This is a genomic window from Aeromonas sp. LsrichE-8G, from assembly GCF_022869435.1.
Lineage (GTDB): Bacteria > Pseudomonadota > Gammaproteobacteria > Enterobacterales > Aeromonadaceae > Aeromonas > Aeromonas caviae.
On record NZ_JALIHH010000077.1, the window covers coordinates 1 to 14,764 of the forward strand.

Below are 14,764 nucleotides of genomic sequence, written 5' to 3' on the forward strand. Positions count from 1 at the left end.
CAAAGTATAAACACTGATGCGTCAGCCCTGCTGGAGGCGATTTCTGCCACCACATTGACCGAGAGGTTTTGCCAGTATTTCTCTGTAAAAGAACGGCAGGCAAAAAATTACATAAAAAAATGTGTCGATAATGGTTGGGTGACAAGGGTGGCGACATCTGAACGGACTGAATATGTATTAACAGATGGCATTGCTATCAAACATTTAGCAGATTCATCCACATCCGCCAATTAATTGGATGCAATGGTGCAATGAACTACATATATATAAGTATTGCATGTGATATATTGCACCCCCTTAACAATCCCCCGGCTCGATGAGGATAAATCTACTCTTATCCTCATCGGTTGACATCTCGAAAATAAGTAGGTATGAAAGCATCAAGTATTAATTTTAAAAAAATCTAACCCCCCCGTTTGTTTTCAAATAAAAAAGGAATTTTTTCATGAAAACAAAAAAACGGTTTTATTATTTTACTGGCTGGGATTGAACTTCACGCTGCCTCTTTTTCAGTGCACTCTCCTCCTTATCGCCATTTGTAAAAATGCGTCTCATCGGAAGCCGTCTTTACTTTCATAAATTCCACATAGAACTGCGTTCTATGTGAATATATGATCCAGAGTTTAGCAATGCAGGCCGGTCAATAAGAACTCATCTCAGTGTATTAACAGTCAACTCTGTACTCGTTAGGAGAGACCCGTCGGCCAAGTTACTGGCGCGGGTGCGTTCAAGATACGAGAAAATTGTACTTATAAGCACCCCAGTTTTTCGGGGGGATTACCGCTCCATGCGAAGAGCAATCAATGCATCCATACCAAAAAATTCAGCCCGGCAAGGGTGGTCTGCCGGGCTGTGGGTGACTGACGAGCGGATAACTCACGTCAACAAGCGATTAGCCATCCCATCCAGCCGCGCTTTGGTCTTTTCCCAACCGGGCATCACCTGACCCATCAGCCGGTAAAAGTGCTCGCTGTGGTTGTGCTCGGCAATATGGCAGAGCTCGTGCAGGATGACGTAATCGATACACTCGCGGGGCGCTTTGACAAGATGCGGGTTAAGCGTGATCCGGCCATTGGGGGAACAACTGCCCCACTGGGTCTGCATGGTCAGGATGCGCAGTGGCGGACGCTCGGTGACCCAGATGGCCTGATCGAGCATGGCATTGAGGCGTCTGGCAAACACCTCTTTGGCACGGGCCTTGTACCAGTCAGCGAGCAGTGCATGGACTTTCTCGGCTCTCTTTGCGCTATCAGTGACTAGGCTCCTGACCGACACCTCCAGCTTGCCACGCAGCATTTTGACCCCCGGCACCGAATTAGGGGCTTCGATCACCTTGAGCAGGTACTGCTTGCCGAGGTAATAGTGACTTTCCCCACTGATGTACTGGCGTGGGGTGACGTGCTCCAACTGCTGGCGAAAGTCGCGTAACTGTTCGTAGATCCAGCGTCCGCGCTGCTTGACCGCTGCGAGAACCGCTTCATCAGCCGCCTCACGCGGGGCCGAGACCACGACGCGGCAATCGGGATGCACCTTGATAAGCACCTTGCCGCTAGCCTGTCTCCGTTGCACCCGCTCGAAGGCGATCCGCTCATCGCCGTAGCGAAAGCTAAAGGATGGAGCTGGAGCCTGGGCCTGAGCATCGCCCTTGGCCCGAATAGGCACATTCATCTGATCAGACTCCGCTCAAGCCGACTCGGGTGATCTGCACCACCATCTCGACGATCTTCTTGGCCTGCTCCATACCACTGCCGATTGCTTTGCACTCCTGGAACATGCGCGGCAACAGTTTCTTGCGAATACCCGCCTCGATGTTCTGCGGGTTGATGGAGTGCTCGGCCACAGACGCATCCACGACCGTATCGATCTCGAAGGCCAGCTTTATCCACTTATCCTGTACTTGGCTGTCGGTAATGGCGAACACCTCCGGCAGTACCTTTTTGAACACCCCAAAGTAGGCCTGAGCGTGGCGATGCCCAGCAAAGGCGTCAGGTATGTCACTCAGGCGGCGCTCCTGCACCTGCTCTTCGAACTCCCGAAACAGCATGTACTGCTTGAGCGGGTGCTCGAACAGCTTCTCTGCCTCCTCGATAGCTTGTCGCAGCAGCTTGGAGAAGGCTTCCTGGGCGTAAGGGTCATCTCGTAGCTCCTGCTCAATCATGCGGCTGACCCGCGTTTTGATGATGTCGGTCTCGTTGCGGGTCTTGTTCTCGTTCCACTCTTCTGGCTGCTGCTGGCCCATCTTGCCGACCTCGTAGACGCCACCCGGCTCTTTGACCTCTACACCGACCACATGCTTATCCAGCAGCTTCTTCACCTGCTCGGCATATTCGTCGTAGTCAACCTTCTCACCGGCATCCTGCTGCACCAGTTGGCGCAGGCTGGAGAGCTGTTTCACCGTCTCCTTGTAGTGACGGCGATCCGCCTCGCTAAAGGCACTGTCCTCGAAGAAAGAGGCCGACTGCAACGCCACTTTCAGGCAACTGGCAAACGCCGTGAGCGCCTCGTAGAAGTCTTCTCGCACCTTGAGGTTCACATCCACCAGTTCGCCGTCCAGTTCCTCCATCTTGGGCACCAGCACTTGACGCAGTTGCTCGATATCCTGCTTGTTCTTCACCCCGGCGAAAATGTTCCACAGGGTCTGGTAGAGCTGAGGCAGCCGCTTATATTCGGTGCCCATCTGGTTGTAGAGGCCTTTGAGGTCGTCAACGTCATAGCCGCCCTGGGTGCGGGAAGCGAGATCCTGATACTTGCCGATAGTGGTATCCAGCTCGGATAAGATGCCGCGATAGTCGATAAGCAGACCGAACTGCTTCTTCGGGTGCAGCCGGTTGACCCGCGCAATCGCCTGGATCAGGTTGTGCTCTTTGAGTGGCTTGTCGATATAGAGCACTGTGTTCTTTGGCTCATCGAAGCCGGTCAGCAACTTGTCCACCACGATCAGCAACTTGAGGTCGTCATCCTGATCGAAACGATTCACGACATGTCTGGTGTACGCCTGCTCATCCCCAGAACCAAAGAGAGCACCGACATTCTCCTTCCACCACTGAGTGACCAGCGGTGTGGTCGATTCATCGACCTCGGTGTTGCCTTCCCGGCTGTCGGGCGGACTCATCACCACCGCCGACTCGAACAGCCCCGCCTCGTCGAGGTACTTTTTATAGAGCACCGCCGAGGCTTTGCTATCGCAGGCCAGCTGGCCCTTGAGCCCCTCGACAATGTGGTTTGAAAAGTGACTGGCGATATCGAACGCAATCAGCTTGATGCGATCTTCCGCGCTGTAGATCTCGCCCTTGCGGGCAAATTTGCGTTTCAGATCGGTCTGCTGCTGCTCGTTTAACCCCTGGGTTATGCGCTCAAACCAGCTGTCGATAGCCCGCTCGTTGACCTCCAGATCGGGAATGCGCTCCTCGTAGAGCAACGGCGTCACCGTCTTGTCCTCGACCGCCCGCTGCATGGTGTAGGCATGGACGATGGGGCCAAACTTATTGGTGGTCTTGTCATCCTTGAGAAGCGGCGTGCCGGTAAAAGCCACAAACGCGGCGTTGGGCAATGCCAGCTTCATGCGGACATGGTTCTCGCCCCCCTGGCTGCGGTGGCCCTCATCGATCAGCACGATGAGATCCGGGCTCTTGTTGATGCACTCCGGCAACTTGGTCGCTGAGTTGAACTTCTGAATAAGCGAGAAGATGATCCGCTCGCTGCCCTTACCGATCTGCTCGGCCAGCCGCTTGCCCGAGGTAGCCATGGCCGCTTCTTTATCTTTCTTGCCCGCAAGTTCGCCGCTGGAGGCGAAGGTCTTGCTGAGCTGGCTCTCCAGATCCACCCGGTCAGTCACCACCAACAGGCGACACTGTTTCAAACTGTCGTGCAGGATCAGCGCCTTGCTGAGGAACACCATGGTGAACGACTTGCCCGAACCAGTGGTGTGCCAGATCACCCCACCTTCTCTCCCGCCATCTGGGCGTTTCTGGTTGATACGCTCGATCAACCGCTTGATGCCAAACACCTGCTGGTAGCGGGCGACTATCTTGCCCGCCTTCTTGTCAAACAGGGTGAACAGCCGGGTCATCTCCAGCAGCCGCTCCGGGGAGAGCAGGCTGATGAGCAGCCGATCCTGATCGCTGACCGCCAGCTCGCCCGCCGCAACCAGAGACTGATACCAGCCCAGATCGGCGGCGGGCCGGTGGCTAAACAGGGCAGAGCGTTGTTCGGATGAGAGCGGCTGATTCTTGATGGCCGTCATCGCACCATCACCGATATCCTCCTCACGCCAGGCGGCCCAGAACTTCTCCGGCGTACCGCAGGTGCCGTATCGCCCCTCGATGCCATTGATGGAGAGCAACAACTGGCTGTAGGCAAACAGCAGCGGGATCTCATCCGGGCGCTGGTTGCGCAGGCTCTGGGAGATCCCCTCCTTGATGGTCGGCCCTTTTTTGGCGTTGCCATCCGGGCGCTTGGCCTCGATCACCACCAAGGGCAAGCCATTGACGAAACAGACGATATCCGGGCGGCGCGACTCGATGCCCCCTGCGCGGGTGACCCGAAACTCTTCGGTAAAGGTAAAGCGGTTATTGTGCGGATTGTGCCAGTCAATCAGGGGGATGGTGGGGTTCACCTTCTTGCCATCAACAAACTCGGTGACCGACATGCCATAGAGCAGGTGGTTATAGAGCCGCTCGTTGGCCGCCTGCAACCCTTCATTCAGAGCCGGGCTGCACAGCTCACTCACCAGATTATCCACTGACTTAGGGGACAGCGGATAGGTCTTGCCCGCAAACACAAAGGTGCGCTCGGCTAGCACGCTGCGCAGCTGTTGGCGCAGCACCACCTGATCGAACTTGTTATCCCGTGCCGCCAGAGCCTGTTCAGGGGAGAGGAAAGACCAGCCCAGCTGGGTCAGCAGGGTCAGAGCCGGGATCTTGGCGCTGTACTCTTCTTGAAATTTCGGCAAGGCCTTCATAACGGGGATGCCTCAAACTGGTTGTCAATTTTTTGCTGAAAGCCGATCAACTCATGAATGGTACTCGTCGTCGGGTTATACACCCACTCATGGTCAAAGAGGCGCTTTAGCCGCTGAACCATATAAGCAGAGCCGACCACCAGAGAGTAAAAGCGGTTACCCTTACCACGCTGTTGCTCGATATTTGCCAGGGTCTCCGGTGGCAGATCCGCCATGATGAAGTCAGAAATCATCAACAGGTCGGCCTTTTGGTAGGTCTCTGCGGCCATGGTTTTCAACGCATGGCCAAGGGCTGGTGCCGCATCAGTACCACCATGAAACGACATTTTCAGAAAGTCGATTATCGACGCAAGGCCCCATTTTCCACTCAACTCCAAGGTCCTGATACCCGTAGAGAAGTTAATCAGGTAACAGGGGCGTTGCTCCTCTCTCGCTTTGGTTGCCAGAAATAGCGTCATCGCTTTGGCGATCGTCTCGGGCGCCCCGCTCATCGAGCCACTGGTATCAACGCAGAGGATCATGGGGCCGCGCTTCTCCTCTTCGTTGACCGGCCTCTCCTCTTCTCGTTCAACATGCAGATGTTGAGTCTGCATACCTGCCATATCAAAGCTCATCAGTCGTGACTCGACGAACTTCAAATCAAACAGCAATGCGGTCTCGTCATCAGCCAACAGGGCTTTCTCGCTGGGCAATACATGCTCCAGATCTCGTCCCAACCTAATACCCACTATCTCCTCTCGGGAGTTGATATCGGGCAGACAGAGATCCAGAACGTGGTTGACCTTCACCCGCTCAATCTTTTCGGAGAGTTCAATCTGCCGGATCTTGCCGAGCAAGTCGCATAACGCATGCAACCCCTTGTCGTTTGCCAGATAGCTTGCCCACTTCTGGAACTGGGCCAGATCTTGGGCAGAGAGCTGGCCACTGGAGAGATCAACCAGTCGCCCCGGATCCAGCCCCAACGCTTCAAGCAGCGGTTGCAACTGCTGCAACAGCTTGAGCATGCTCTCCAATCGTTCCATTAACTGGCGACGCAGCTGCTCGATCCTGGCCAGCTCCCAACTATTGCGGGCTTTATCCAGCACCTTTTGCCATTCAGTAGCCAGCAGTTGGCAACTGACGGCCTTATCCTCTCTCGGCTGCTCTACGTCCTGAGCGAAACTATCGGCAACCTGCTTTTGCCAAAATGGCGGGTCCACCGGGTGCTGGCTGGCTTTACAGAGCGCGAGATAATCCTTCACCGCCCCTTGAAAAGAGGCTTTGGATATATCGCCAAGCGCACTCTCTCTTCGCCAATGGTTCAGCTTGTGGGCATGCTCAGCGAATGGACACTCGTTGGTCAACGCTGCCTCAGTATCTCTCTTCCACTCCTCGATGTGCTGCGAGACCTGGCTGGTCAGCGAGCTGGAGTGAGCCAGCAATCCACCATAGCTGTCGCGGAGTTCTTTTTGAGCGAGATGCGAAGCACTCTCCACCTGGCTTATTTGCATAAGGCTTCCAGCCGTTCACAATCTTTGATACGCAATTTGAGCCGAGCAATCTGCTCGGTAATGCCATCAATAGCCAATGCGCTCTGCTGGGCAGGAACGAAAATGGATGCCAATTTTTTCTCATAGCCTTGGCACTGTTTTTCTATCTTATTCAGAGTGGCTATAAGCTGTTCTCTGGTTTTTGCCACCGACTCAGCCAATGAGGTGATAAGCCGCTTGTTAATATTTGGTTTCTTGTCACCTTTATGGAAGAGAACTTCTGGTTTGAAATTAAAACTGCCATATCGGCTCTTCATTGATATCCGACAAGTACCCTGGCCATCAAATTGACAGACAATATAATTTAGTTCATTACCCGTTTCACTTGTCGGGTGGAATTCATGTGTGTTCTTAAGGTTATCCAATGGAATAAAAATGTAAGAACCAATCCTAGTATTATCAAAGTCGTTCTTCACTTTGAAAAAAGCGTGCCCATTAATAATCTGTGTATCGTAAATATCAGTGGCACTGAAAAGTTCATTATGGATCTCTTTATCCAATGATTCTTTTTCGGCATCAATCTGCGCGAGATTAATACCACTGTCAAAACCGGTATCCTTAACGGCTTGCTCGACGATATCGTTAACGGCAAGACGGTTCTCTTCATGGGTCCACAAGCAGTGCCGCAATAGCAAGGCATCACTGTGATTGGTTTCGCTGCGGCCATTAAAGAGGGCAGCGGCCTTGAGCAGTTGGGTCGCCCGCTGCCAGCGGCGGTCGGAAACATAGACCTTCAGTTTGTCATATTTGGTGGCGAGTTCACTGCGGATCAGGCGAATAATGGTCAGGGTTTCCGGTGACAAACTCACCTCATGCAGTTGCTCTCGCCATTTAGCCCACTCATCGGCCTTCACAATAAGCGAGTCATCAACCCTGATGGCCGCCTCGGTCGGTTTGCACGCCAGCAATCGTTCAAAATTATCAGACTGCTCAATGGGCCCGACCATCAGGCGGATGATAAAGCGATCATAGAGCGCATCCAGCCCCTGATTGGCATCGGGCGTTTCATTTGATGCAGCCACCAAGGCTTTCAGTGGGGCCTGCTCGATCTGTTCGCCGTTGCGAAAGGTGTGCTCATTGATAAGTGTCAGCAGGGTATTGAGGATCGCCGGGCTCGATTTCCATATCTCGTCCAGAAACGCGAAATCGGCCTGGGGCAGATAATGCTCGGTTTTACGAACATACCGATCCTCTTTGAGTGCCTTGATCGAGATGGGGCCAAAGACCTCCTCGGGGGTACTGAACCGGTTCATCAGGTACTCGAAGTAGGCCGGATTGGCAAAGGCACAGGCGATGCGACGGGAGATCAGGCTTTTGGCCGTGCCGGGTGGGCCGTAAAGAAAGGTATTCTGACCACATAAGGCACCCAGCAGCGCCACCGAGATCACCTCCTCCCGCTCGAACATCCCCTCACATACCGCGTTGACCAGCCGTTCCATCCGTTGTTGTAATTTCATGTTTATCCCTAACTGACTGTTTGTTTTATTAAATTTTTTTATGGCAATGCGGATGCTGCCAATGCTCGCCATTCGACGCGGCCATCACCTCTCTGAGGTGACGGCCCAAGGGCCGAGCGCCTGATCAGTGCAGACAGCACTGCTTGTACTTCTTGCCGCTGCCACAAGGACATGGCTCATTGCGCCCGACCTTGGCGGGGGTGTTGACCGGTTTCACCGATGACACCGCGACAGGCGCCCTGTTTGGCCCCCGTTGGGCGAGAAAATAGGCGTGCAGCCGCAGCGCGGCGGGGGCCACCTCGGCCACGCTCTGTTGGTATTGCGTCAGCGAGAGACGGGTCAACTGCGCCAGTTGCTCATCGCTGCCATGCAGGCGAATAAGTGCCAGCGCCTCTTGCTGTGGATGGGGGAGCGCGGGCCAGTTGCCCAATGCCACACCGCGCAGATAACCCGCACACCACCATTTGGCGATCTCGACGGGGGGTTCCATATTGGGGGCAAGGGTAAAAATGGGCTCGAACTCGCCGTGCTGCTCGGTCAGGGCATAGGAGAGGAATGCCAGCTGGATCATCACCTGTTGCATCACACGATCCCGCTCGGCCCGATCACGCCATGCGGGCTCAACCCCGCCCCAGATGGCGGGCCACCAGCGATCAATGGGCGGCTGCTGTGGGCCGGAGATAACGGCGGTCAGAAAGCCATCCAGCTCGGAGAGGTTGCGAATGGCATTGGGGTTGCCATATTCGCGCAAGCGCGCTTCCAGCCAGAGGTTCTCCGCCTCATCGGCGGCATCTATCGTGAGTGGGTTCATCTTAAGCGGCCTCCTCGACCTTGACCCGCCGTTTGCCGGTCAGCAGTTGTTGCATCAGGGCCATTTTCTCTTGCTTTAGAGCGTCGAGTTTCTGTTGCAGGGCTGCAATTTCTTGATCGGCAGTTGAGAGAACTGCGGCGATTTTTTGTTGCTCTGCTATAGATGGAGGACACCAAAACTTGGTTTTTTTCGCATTTTGAATGGTATAGGTCCCTACCGTTGTAATGGATGCCTGAGCAACAATCTGTTCCTGCAAAAAATCTGACTGGAAACAATATTTAAAATAATCAGAAAAAAGACCTTCCCTTATTTTAAACCAAAGTACGTTGCCATCTTTGAAGTAAAATTTGTCACCATCTTTCACCTGATATGAAATACCTAGCGTGCCTACACCACTCACAAGGAAATCACCTGGCTTGGGGGCTCCATACTTTATAGACAATTCATGAAAAAGCTCATCAGCAATAAAAACTTCACTCCTGAATGGCTCATTCTTACTCAGGGATACCAATTCTCTAGTACGATAAAATGGCGTTCCTTCATTTTTCCAATCGTCCTGTAACACCCTCTTGCTTGAGCCAACATCAAAGAAATCTTCAATAATACATTGTTGCCATTCCCCACTAAACCTCACCCCATTGTTATCCAATAGGCGTTTTTTGCCGCTCAGCAATTGCTGCATCAACGCCTTTTTCTGCTGCTGGCTATTGGCCAGCAGTTGCTCGGTGGTGCTGATCGCCCTATCCCAAGTGGAGAGAATTTTGGCGATTTTATTCTGCTCTTGACGTGGGGGAAGATTAATCAATATTTCGCTACAGTCAGGAACTCGCATGTGAGCAACCGTCCCGCCATTACTTAAATCCTCTATTTGCTTTTGGCAAAATTGGCTTGATAAGGCATAAAACAGAAAGTAATTATCTGCTCGACGCTTAGAGGCCCGATACATCATGGTCCTTTGACCAAGGAATACTCCATGAGCATCTTCGAGTATGCCGACTTCACCGACTGGTGCTTCGCGGGTGAATATAATATCGCCAACTTGTGGCCTACCTCGCCGTACCCATTGAAGGTAGGTCTCCTCAGTAACATACCTAACATCTTCAGTATTCACCCTTCCATTTCGCACATTAGTTGTACGAATCATCTTGAATGGGGTTTCATAATCTACTACTGGCGCAGTTTTATTTACGCAATCAATAATTGACTCGCATGCGTCTTTAATTGGTACACGCTCCCACCCCTTAGGCACCATAACCGAGCTCCTTCAGATAGTTAGCCATCTCGGTTTCCAGCTCGGCCAGCCGGGTTTTAAGCTGTTCGCGCTCGGCCCGCACCGCCAGCAGATCGATCTCCTCCTCTTCTTCGAAGGTATCCACATAGCGGGGGATATTGAGGTTGTAGTCGTTCTCTTTAATCTCTTTGAGCGAGGCGAGATAGGCATATTTATCGACATTGCCGCCATTGCGATAGGTGGCGACGATTTTGGCGATATTTTCTGGGCTCAGCAGGTTCTGGTTTTTACCAGCCTTGAAGTCGCGGCTGGCGTCGATAAACAGCACATTGTCGTCCACCTTCTGCTTTTTAAAGATCAGAATGGCGGCGGGGATGCCGGTGCCGTAGAAGAGCTTCTCCGGCAGGCCAATCACCGCATCGAGCAGGTTTTCATCGATCAGCTGCTGGCGAATTTTCCCCTCGCTGGAACCCCGGAACAGTACGCCGTGGGGCACCACGACACCCATGCGGCCGCTCTTGGGTTTGAGGGTCTCAATCATATGGAGGATAAAGGCGTAATCCCCCTTGGTCTTGGGCGGCAGCCCGCGCTTGAAGCGACCGAATTTATCGTTCCCCGCCTCCTCATAACCCCATTTATCCAGCGAAAAGGGCGGGTTGGCGGTCACGATATCAAAGCGCATCAGATCGCCGTTTTTATCCAGCAACTTGGGGTTGCGGATGGTGTCGCCCCACTCGATCTTGTGGTTGTCTTCCCCGTGCAAGAACATGTTCATCTTGGCCAGCGACCAAGTAGAGCCAATGGCCTCCTGCCCGTAGAGGGCGTAGTGCTTCTCGCCATGGTTTGCCACCACCTTGCGGCCGCACTTCATCAACAGCGACCCCGAGCCACAGGCCGGATCGCAGATGGTATCGCCCGGCATCGGCTCCAGCAGCTCGGCCATCAGATCGGAGACTTCCGGCGGGGTATAGAACTCCCCCGCCTTCTGGCCGCCGCTGGCGGCGAAGTTTTTGATGAGATACTCGTAGGCGTTGCCGATCACATCCAGGGTGCCGACCCGGCTCGGCTTGAGGTTGAGCTCATCCTTGGCAAAATCTTCCATCAGGTGGCGCAGTATGGTGTTTTTCTGCTTCTCTTCGCCGAGTCGGTCGGTGTTGAAGCTGATGTCCTGAAACACGCTCTTGCCCGCGTCTTTGAGCTTGGCGCCATTGGCCTCTTCGATGGCGTGCAGCGCCTGATCGATCCGCTCGCCATTGCCCGGCTCGTGACGACGCTCGAACAGGCTGTAGAAACTGGCCTGTTTGGGCAGCACGAAGCGCTCGTTTTTGAGCATCTCTTCAATGAGCTCCGGCTCATCGCCATATTCGGCCTTGTAGCCATCGTAGTGATCCTGCCAGACATCGGAGATGTATTTCAGGAACAGCATGGTGAGCACGAAATCTTTATAGGTATCGGCACTGATGGTGCCCCGGAAGGTATCGCAGGCAGACCAGAGGGCCTTGTTGATATCGTCCTGGTTAATCGAGGTTGTCATAAATCGCGATTCCTTAGGTATTTCTTAGAAAAATAGGCTGCTCAGCGAAACTATTTCGCTAGCTGATCGGATTGTTCGAGCAGGCTGGCAGCGATGGCCTGCATCATCTGCTCGCCGTTACGTTGCAGTTGTTGCATCAGATTTCGTTCTTCACGCAGGCTGTGGGCCAGCTTCATGATGGCGGCCTGTCTCGCAAGAGACGGGATGCCGATAGGGGCCTCCTCCAACACCTGACGGCGAATACTTTTTGCCGCGCTGCCTTCGGCGTGAAGCTCGAAGTAGCGCTGGCAAGGGGACTGATTGAGCTGCCAGGCCAGAAATTCGGGACTGAGCGCCTCGCTATGCAACCGCACCACATAGAAGTGAGGGGCGGCTACGGCGGGCAATGATGCAAGCCCGGTATCGACCAGCACGGCATAGTTAGTACTGCCACGGGCCGCCACCAGGATATCGCCGGTTTGCAGCCAGTCAGGCTCCTTCTTGCTGGTAGGCTCAGAACGAAGGCAGGCAGACCAGTCAACCCCCCCTTCTGGCGAGGCATCTCTCATCTGCACCACGGCCATGCTGCCGGAATCGATCTCCGGGATCTTGCCGCGATAGGGGTGCCCAGCACTGATGGTGGCAATTTGGTTCAGCTTCACAAAAATCTCTTCATCGTTAATGATGCAGTTACAGTGTGTCGCATCTGACGCTACTGAGTCAATATCAATGCCCATTATTTTTGCATCAATGGGAATGATGCTTTTATGTGTGCCATTGACAAGAGGTAGACCCTGACCTGCCTGAAAGATCCAACCGAGATCATTTTGTAATTTAATTACAGTTAATCACCGCAAAAAATAAAAAGGCCCTGCTGTTGCAGGGCCGTTGAGTTTCCAACTCAATTGTCGGTTTCCAACTTAATTGTCCGTGATCAACAACGCAGTGAATTGCCACAACCTATGTGGTTGACATTTAATTAATTTTCTATATAAAAGTACAATAAGTCTCATAGCAATTACCTGAGACAATTACATAGCTTTTATAGCTACCGATAATTGCGTAAGTTATTGAAATTGAAGGTTATATTTGTGCTGCAACATGTGAGAATGAGGGTTCGAATCCCTCCCTCACCGCCAAATTGCAAAAAACCGACCTTATGGTCGGTTTTTTGCTTTGGGGAAGTGTCATCAGCTCATCTCGAAGAGGGGGGGTGAGAACCCTCGCCGGGTTCGAGCAGAGCAGCTTGCTGCGATGAACGGCCGCAGGCCGCCCCGAAGGGGTGAGCCACGCAGTGGCGAATCATCCCTCCCTCACCGCCAAATAAAACAAAAGGCCCCGTCGAAAGACGGGGCCTTTTGTTTATCAAGGGCTGGTTTGACACTTCTCTGTGGCCGGTCTCAGACCGCTTGCTCAGGCCAGCTTCAACATCGGCATCTGTTCGCGTTTGTCACAGTGCGTCAGATGGACCCGGCTGGTCAGGCGGGTCAGCAGCTCGTAGGGGATGGTGCCTATCTTTTCGGCCACCTGTTCCACCGGCAACCCTTCCCCCCACAGCGTCACCTCGTCTCCCACCTTGTCGCTGGCCGCCGGCCCCAGATCGACGGTGATCATGTCCATGGAAACCCGACCCACGATGGGCACCCGGCGGCCATTGATCAGCATGGGGGTACCTTCGGGCGCCATGCGGGGGTAACCATCGCCATATCCCGCGGCCACCACGCCGAGGGTAGTATTTCGATCCGCCACCCAGTGTCCTCCATAGCCGACCGCCTCGCCCTGCTGGCAGGCGCGGGTGGCGATGAGCTGGCTCTTGAGATTCATGACCGGGCGCAGGTCATGGTCGGCGGCAAGCTGACCGGTAAACGGGGAGGCGCCGTAGAGCATGAGGCCGGGTCGGATCCAGTCGCTGCGCGATGCCGGCCAGGCGAGGATGCCGGCGGAGTTGGCCATGGCCCGCTCGCCCGGCAGATGAGCAGAGAGGCGGTTGAATTCCTCGATCTGCAGCCGGGTGGCCTGGGTATCCTGCTCATCGGACTGGCTGAAGTGCGTCATCAGATGGAACGGCTGCACCACGTTGCGACAATGGCTCAGCCGCTCGATGAAGGCGGGCAGCTCCAGGGTGCGCAGCCCGAGCCGGTTCATTCCGGTATCGAGCTTGAGCCACACCTTGATGGGGGCGGGCAGACTGGCCTGCTCGAGCAGTGCCAGCTGCTCCCAGGTATGCAAGGTGGTTTGCAGTTCGTGTTTCGCCAGCAGCGGCAGCGCCTCGGCACTGAAGAAGCCTCCCAGCACCAGAATGGGCTTGGTGATGGCGTTGGCACGCAGCACCAGCGCCTCCTCGACCCTTGCCACCGCATAGGCATCGGCCTGGGCGAGGGCGTGGGCCACCTGCAGCAGCCCATGGCCATAGGCATTTGCCTTGAGTACCGCGATGATCTTGCTGTGGGGGGCATGGCGGCGCACCACGGTGAAATTGTGCTGGAGTGCATCGATATCGATGCTGGCCGTAACTGTGTTCATCATGGGTCGGGTGTCTGCTCGATGAGTAGTTGGCTGATGGTTTCAATCCCGATCCGGTGATCCTGGCTGCCGGGACGAGCAAACGGGGGTCACTGAATCATGTTTTTTATATGCTTTAAAATGTAAAAAGATGTTATCAGTTGTTTTTTTGTTGGTAAATTATGTGGCGAATAGGAATGCGTAAATGCGCAAAATACGGAATATTCCTCGGTATAAATTTCCCTGCCAACGCTTTCTCTGGCTCCCTATCGGGCAATATTTATCACTGGTTTTTCCCCTTAAAACGGGAGGGGGATCGAGCCGTTTTCGCACATTGTTGGCGGCTTTTCGCACCGGCTGCGTGCAGGTGGGGTTGCCGACCCCTGGCCAAGGTGTGGGGAGGGGCAGGTGCATGGCAGAGGAGAAAAGCAGGCTACCAGCTCCATGGGGGGTGAAGGTGGAACTGCCGGATTAAAGAGGGCATCTCGTCGAACCGGCGAGTGGTGTACGCCACTAAGAAAGCTTGTGGCCGGCTTGGTGGCGCACGCGGCCGGAGAGACAGGTCATCCGTGGCCAGGGATGGTGAAGCATGGATGTGGGCCGGTTAATTAATCAAGGGAAGGTGCGAACAAGTCCCTGATATGAGATCATGTTTGTCATCTGGAGCCATGGAACAGGGTTCATCATGAGTCATCAACTTACCTTCGCCGACAGTGAATTCAGCAGTAAGCGCCGTCAGACCAGAAAAGAGATTTTCTTGT

At 54.1% G+C, this 14,764-nt stretch carries 9 protein-coding genes, 1 other RNA gene and 1 pseudogene; 2 read left to right on the forward strand and 9 right to left on the reverse strand.

Going from position 1 to position 14,764, the window contains the following annotated elements:
- Positions 1 to 234 (forward strand): annotated as a pseudogene (locus MUW49_RS13225) (hypothetical protein); the annotation flags it as partial.
- A 642-nt stretch (positions 235 to 876) separates the two neighbouring features.
- Here MUW49_RS13225 and MUW49_RS13230 read toward each other — a convergent pair.
- The 8 genes from MUW49_RS13230 to MUW49_RS13265 form a co-directional block, all read right to left on the reverse strand.
- Positions 877 to 1,668 carry a SprT family zinc-dependent metalloprotease gene (locus MUW49_RS13230; protein ID WP_005344801.1) on the reverse strand — a complete coding sequence of 264 codons (792 nt, stop codon included), beginning with the start codon at positions 1,666 to 1,668 and terminating at the stop codon, positions 877 to 879.
- A 4-nt stretch (positions 1,669 to 1,672) separates the two neighbouring features.
- Positions 1,673 to 4,960: a type I restriction endonuclease subunit R gene (locus MUW49_RS13235; RefSeq protein WP_244812878.1), complete on the reverse strand. Its 3,288-nt coding sequence runs from the start codon at positions 4,958 to 4,960 to the stop codon at positions 1,673 to 1,675.
- Complete coding sequence (locus tag MUW49_RS13240) at positions 4,957 to 6,450, reverse strand: VWA domain-containing protein (RefSeq protein ID WP_103259941.1); 1,494 nt, start codon at positions 6,448 to 6,450, stop codon at positions 4,957 to 4,959. Before MUW49_RS13240 ends, MUW49_RS13235 begins: the two co-directional genes overlap by 4 nt.
- Positions 6,441 to 7,946, reverse strand: a complete 1,506-nt coding sequence (locus MUW49_RS13245) for an AAA family ATPase (RefSeq protein WP_244812879.1) — start codon at positions 7,944 to 7,946, stop codon at positions 6,441 to 6,443. The genes MUW49_RS13240 and MUW49_RS13245 overlap by 10 nt, the downstream gene beginning before the upstream one ends.
- Before the next feature lie 124 nt (positions 7,947 to 8,070).
- Positions 8,071 to 8,757: a UPF0149 family protein gene (locus tag MUW49_RS13250; protein WP_223945810.1), complete on the reverse strand. Its 687-nt coding sequence runs from the start codon at positions 8,755 to 8,757 to the stop codon at positions 8,071 to 8,073.
- Between the two features lies 1 nt (position 8,758).
- On the reverse strand, positions 8,759 to 10,009 hold the full coding sequence (locus MUW49_RS13255) for a restriction endonuclease subunit S (protein WP_223945809.1): 1,251 nt from the start codon (positions 10,007 to 10,009) through the stop codon (positions 8,759 to 8,761).
- Positions 9,999 to 11,522, reverse strand: a complete 1,524-nt coding sequence (locus tag MUW49_RS13260) for a type I restriction-modification system subunit M (protein ID WP_223945808.1) — start codon at positions 11,520 to 11,522, stop codon at positions 9,999 to 10,001. Before MUW49_RS13260 ends, MUW49_RS13255 begins: the two co-directional genes overlap by 11 nt.
- 50 nt (positions 11,523 to 11,572) lie before the next feature.
- Positions 11,573 to 12,163: a restriction endonuclease subunit S gene (locus MUW49_RS13265; protein WP_233768420.1), complete on the reverse strand. Its 591-nt coding sequence runs from the start codon at positions 12,161 to 12,163 to the stop codon at positions 11,573 to 11,575.
- 531 nt (positions 12,164 to 12,694) lie between these two features.
- Between MUW49_RS13265 and MUW49_RS13270 the strand changes: the two genes are divergently transcribed.
- Positions 12,695 to 12,823, forward strand: a non-coding RNA gene (locus MUW49_RS13270) — RtT sRNA.
- A gap of 91 nt (positions 12,824 to 12,914) precedes the next feature.
- Here the strand turns inward: MUW49_RS13270 and alr are convergent.
- Entirely contained in the window at positions 12,915 to 14,027 is a 1,113-nt protein-coding gene (alr, locus tag MUW49_RS13275) for an alanine racemase (RefSeq protein ID WP_171865750.1), read from the reverse strand.
- Between the last annotated feature and the right edge of the window lie 737 nt (positions 14,028 to 14,764).

Excerpts from the sequence above, each read along its gene's own strand:
- MUW49_RS13260 (WP_223945808.1), bottom strand. The coding sequence starts at position 11,522 with ATGACAACCTCGATTAACCAGGACGATATCAACAAGGCCCTCTGGTCT.
- MUW49_RS13250 (WP_223945810.1), bottom strand. The coding sequence starts at position 8,757 with ATGAACCCACTCACGATAGATGCCGCCGATGAGGCGGAGAACCTCTGG.
- MUW49_RS13235 (WP_244812878.1), bottom strand. The coding sequence starts at position 4,960 with ATGAAGGCCTTGCCGAAATTTCAAGAAGAGTACAGCGCCAAGATCCCG.
- MUW49_RS13230 (WP_005344801.1), bottom strand. The coding sequence starts at position 1,668 with ATGAATGTGCCTATTCGGGCCAAGGGCGATGCTCAGGCCCAGGCTCCA.
- MUW49_RS13245 (WP_244812879.1), bottom strand. The coding sequence starts at position 7,946 with ATGAAATTACAACAACGGATGGAACGGCTGGTCAACGCGGTATGTGAG.
- MUW49_RS13255 (WP_223945809.1), bottom strand. The coding sequence starts at position 10,009 with ATGGTGCCTAAGGGGTGGGAGCGTGTACCAATTAAAGACGCATGCGAG.
- MUW49_RS13240 (WP_103259941.1), bottom strand. The coding sequence starts at position 6,450 with ATGCAAATAAGCCAGGTGGAGAGTGCTTCGCATCTCGCTCAAAAAGAA.
- alr (WP_171865750.1), bottom strand. The coding sequence starts at position 14,027 with ATGATGAACACAGTTACGGCCAGCATCGATATCGATGCACTCCAGCAC.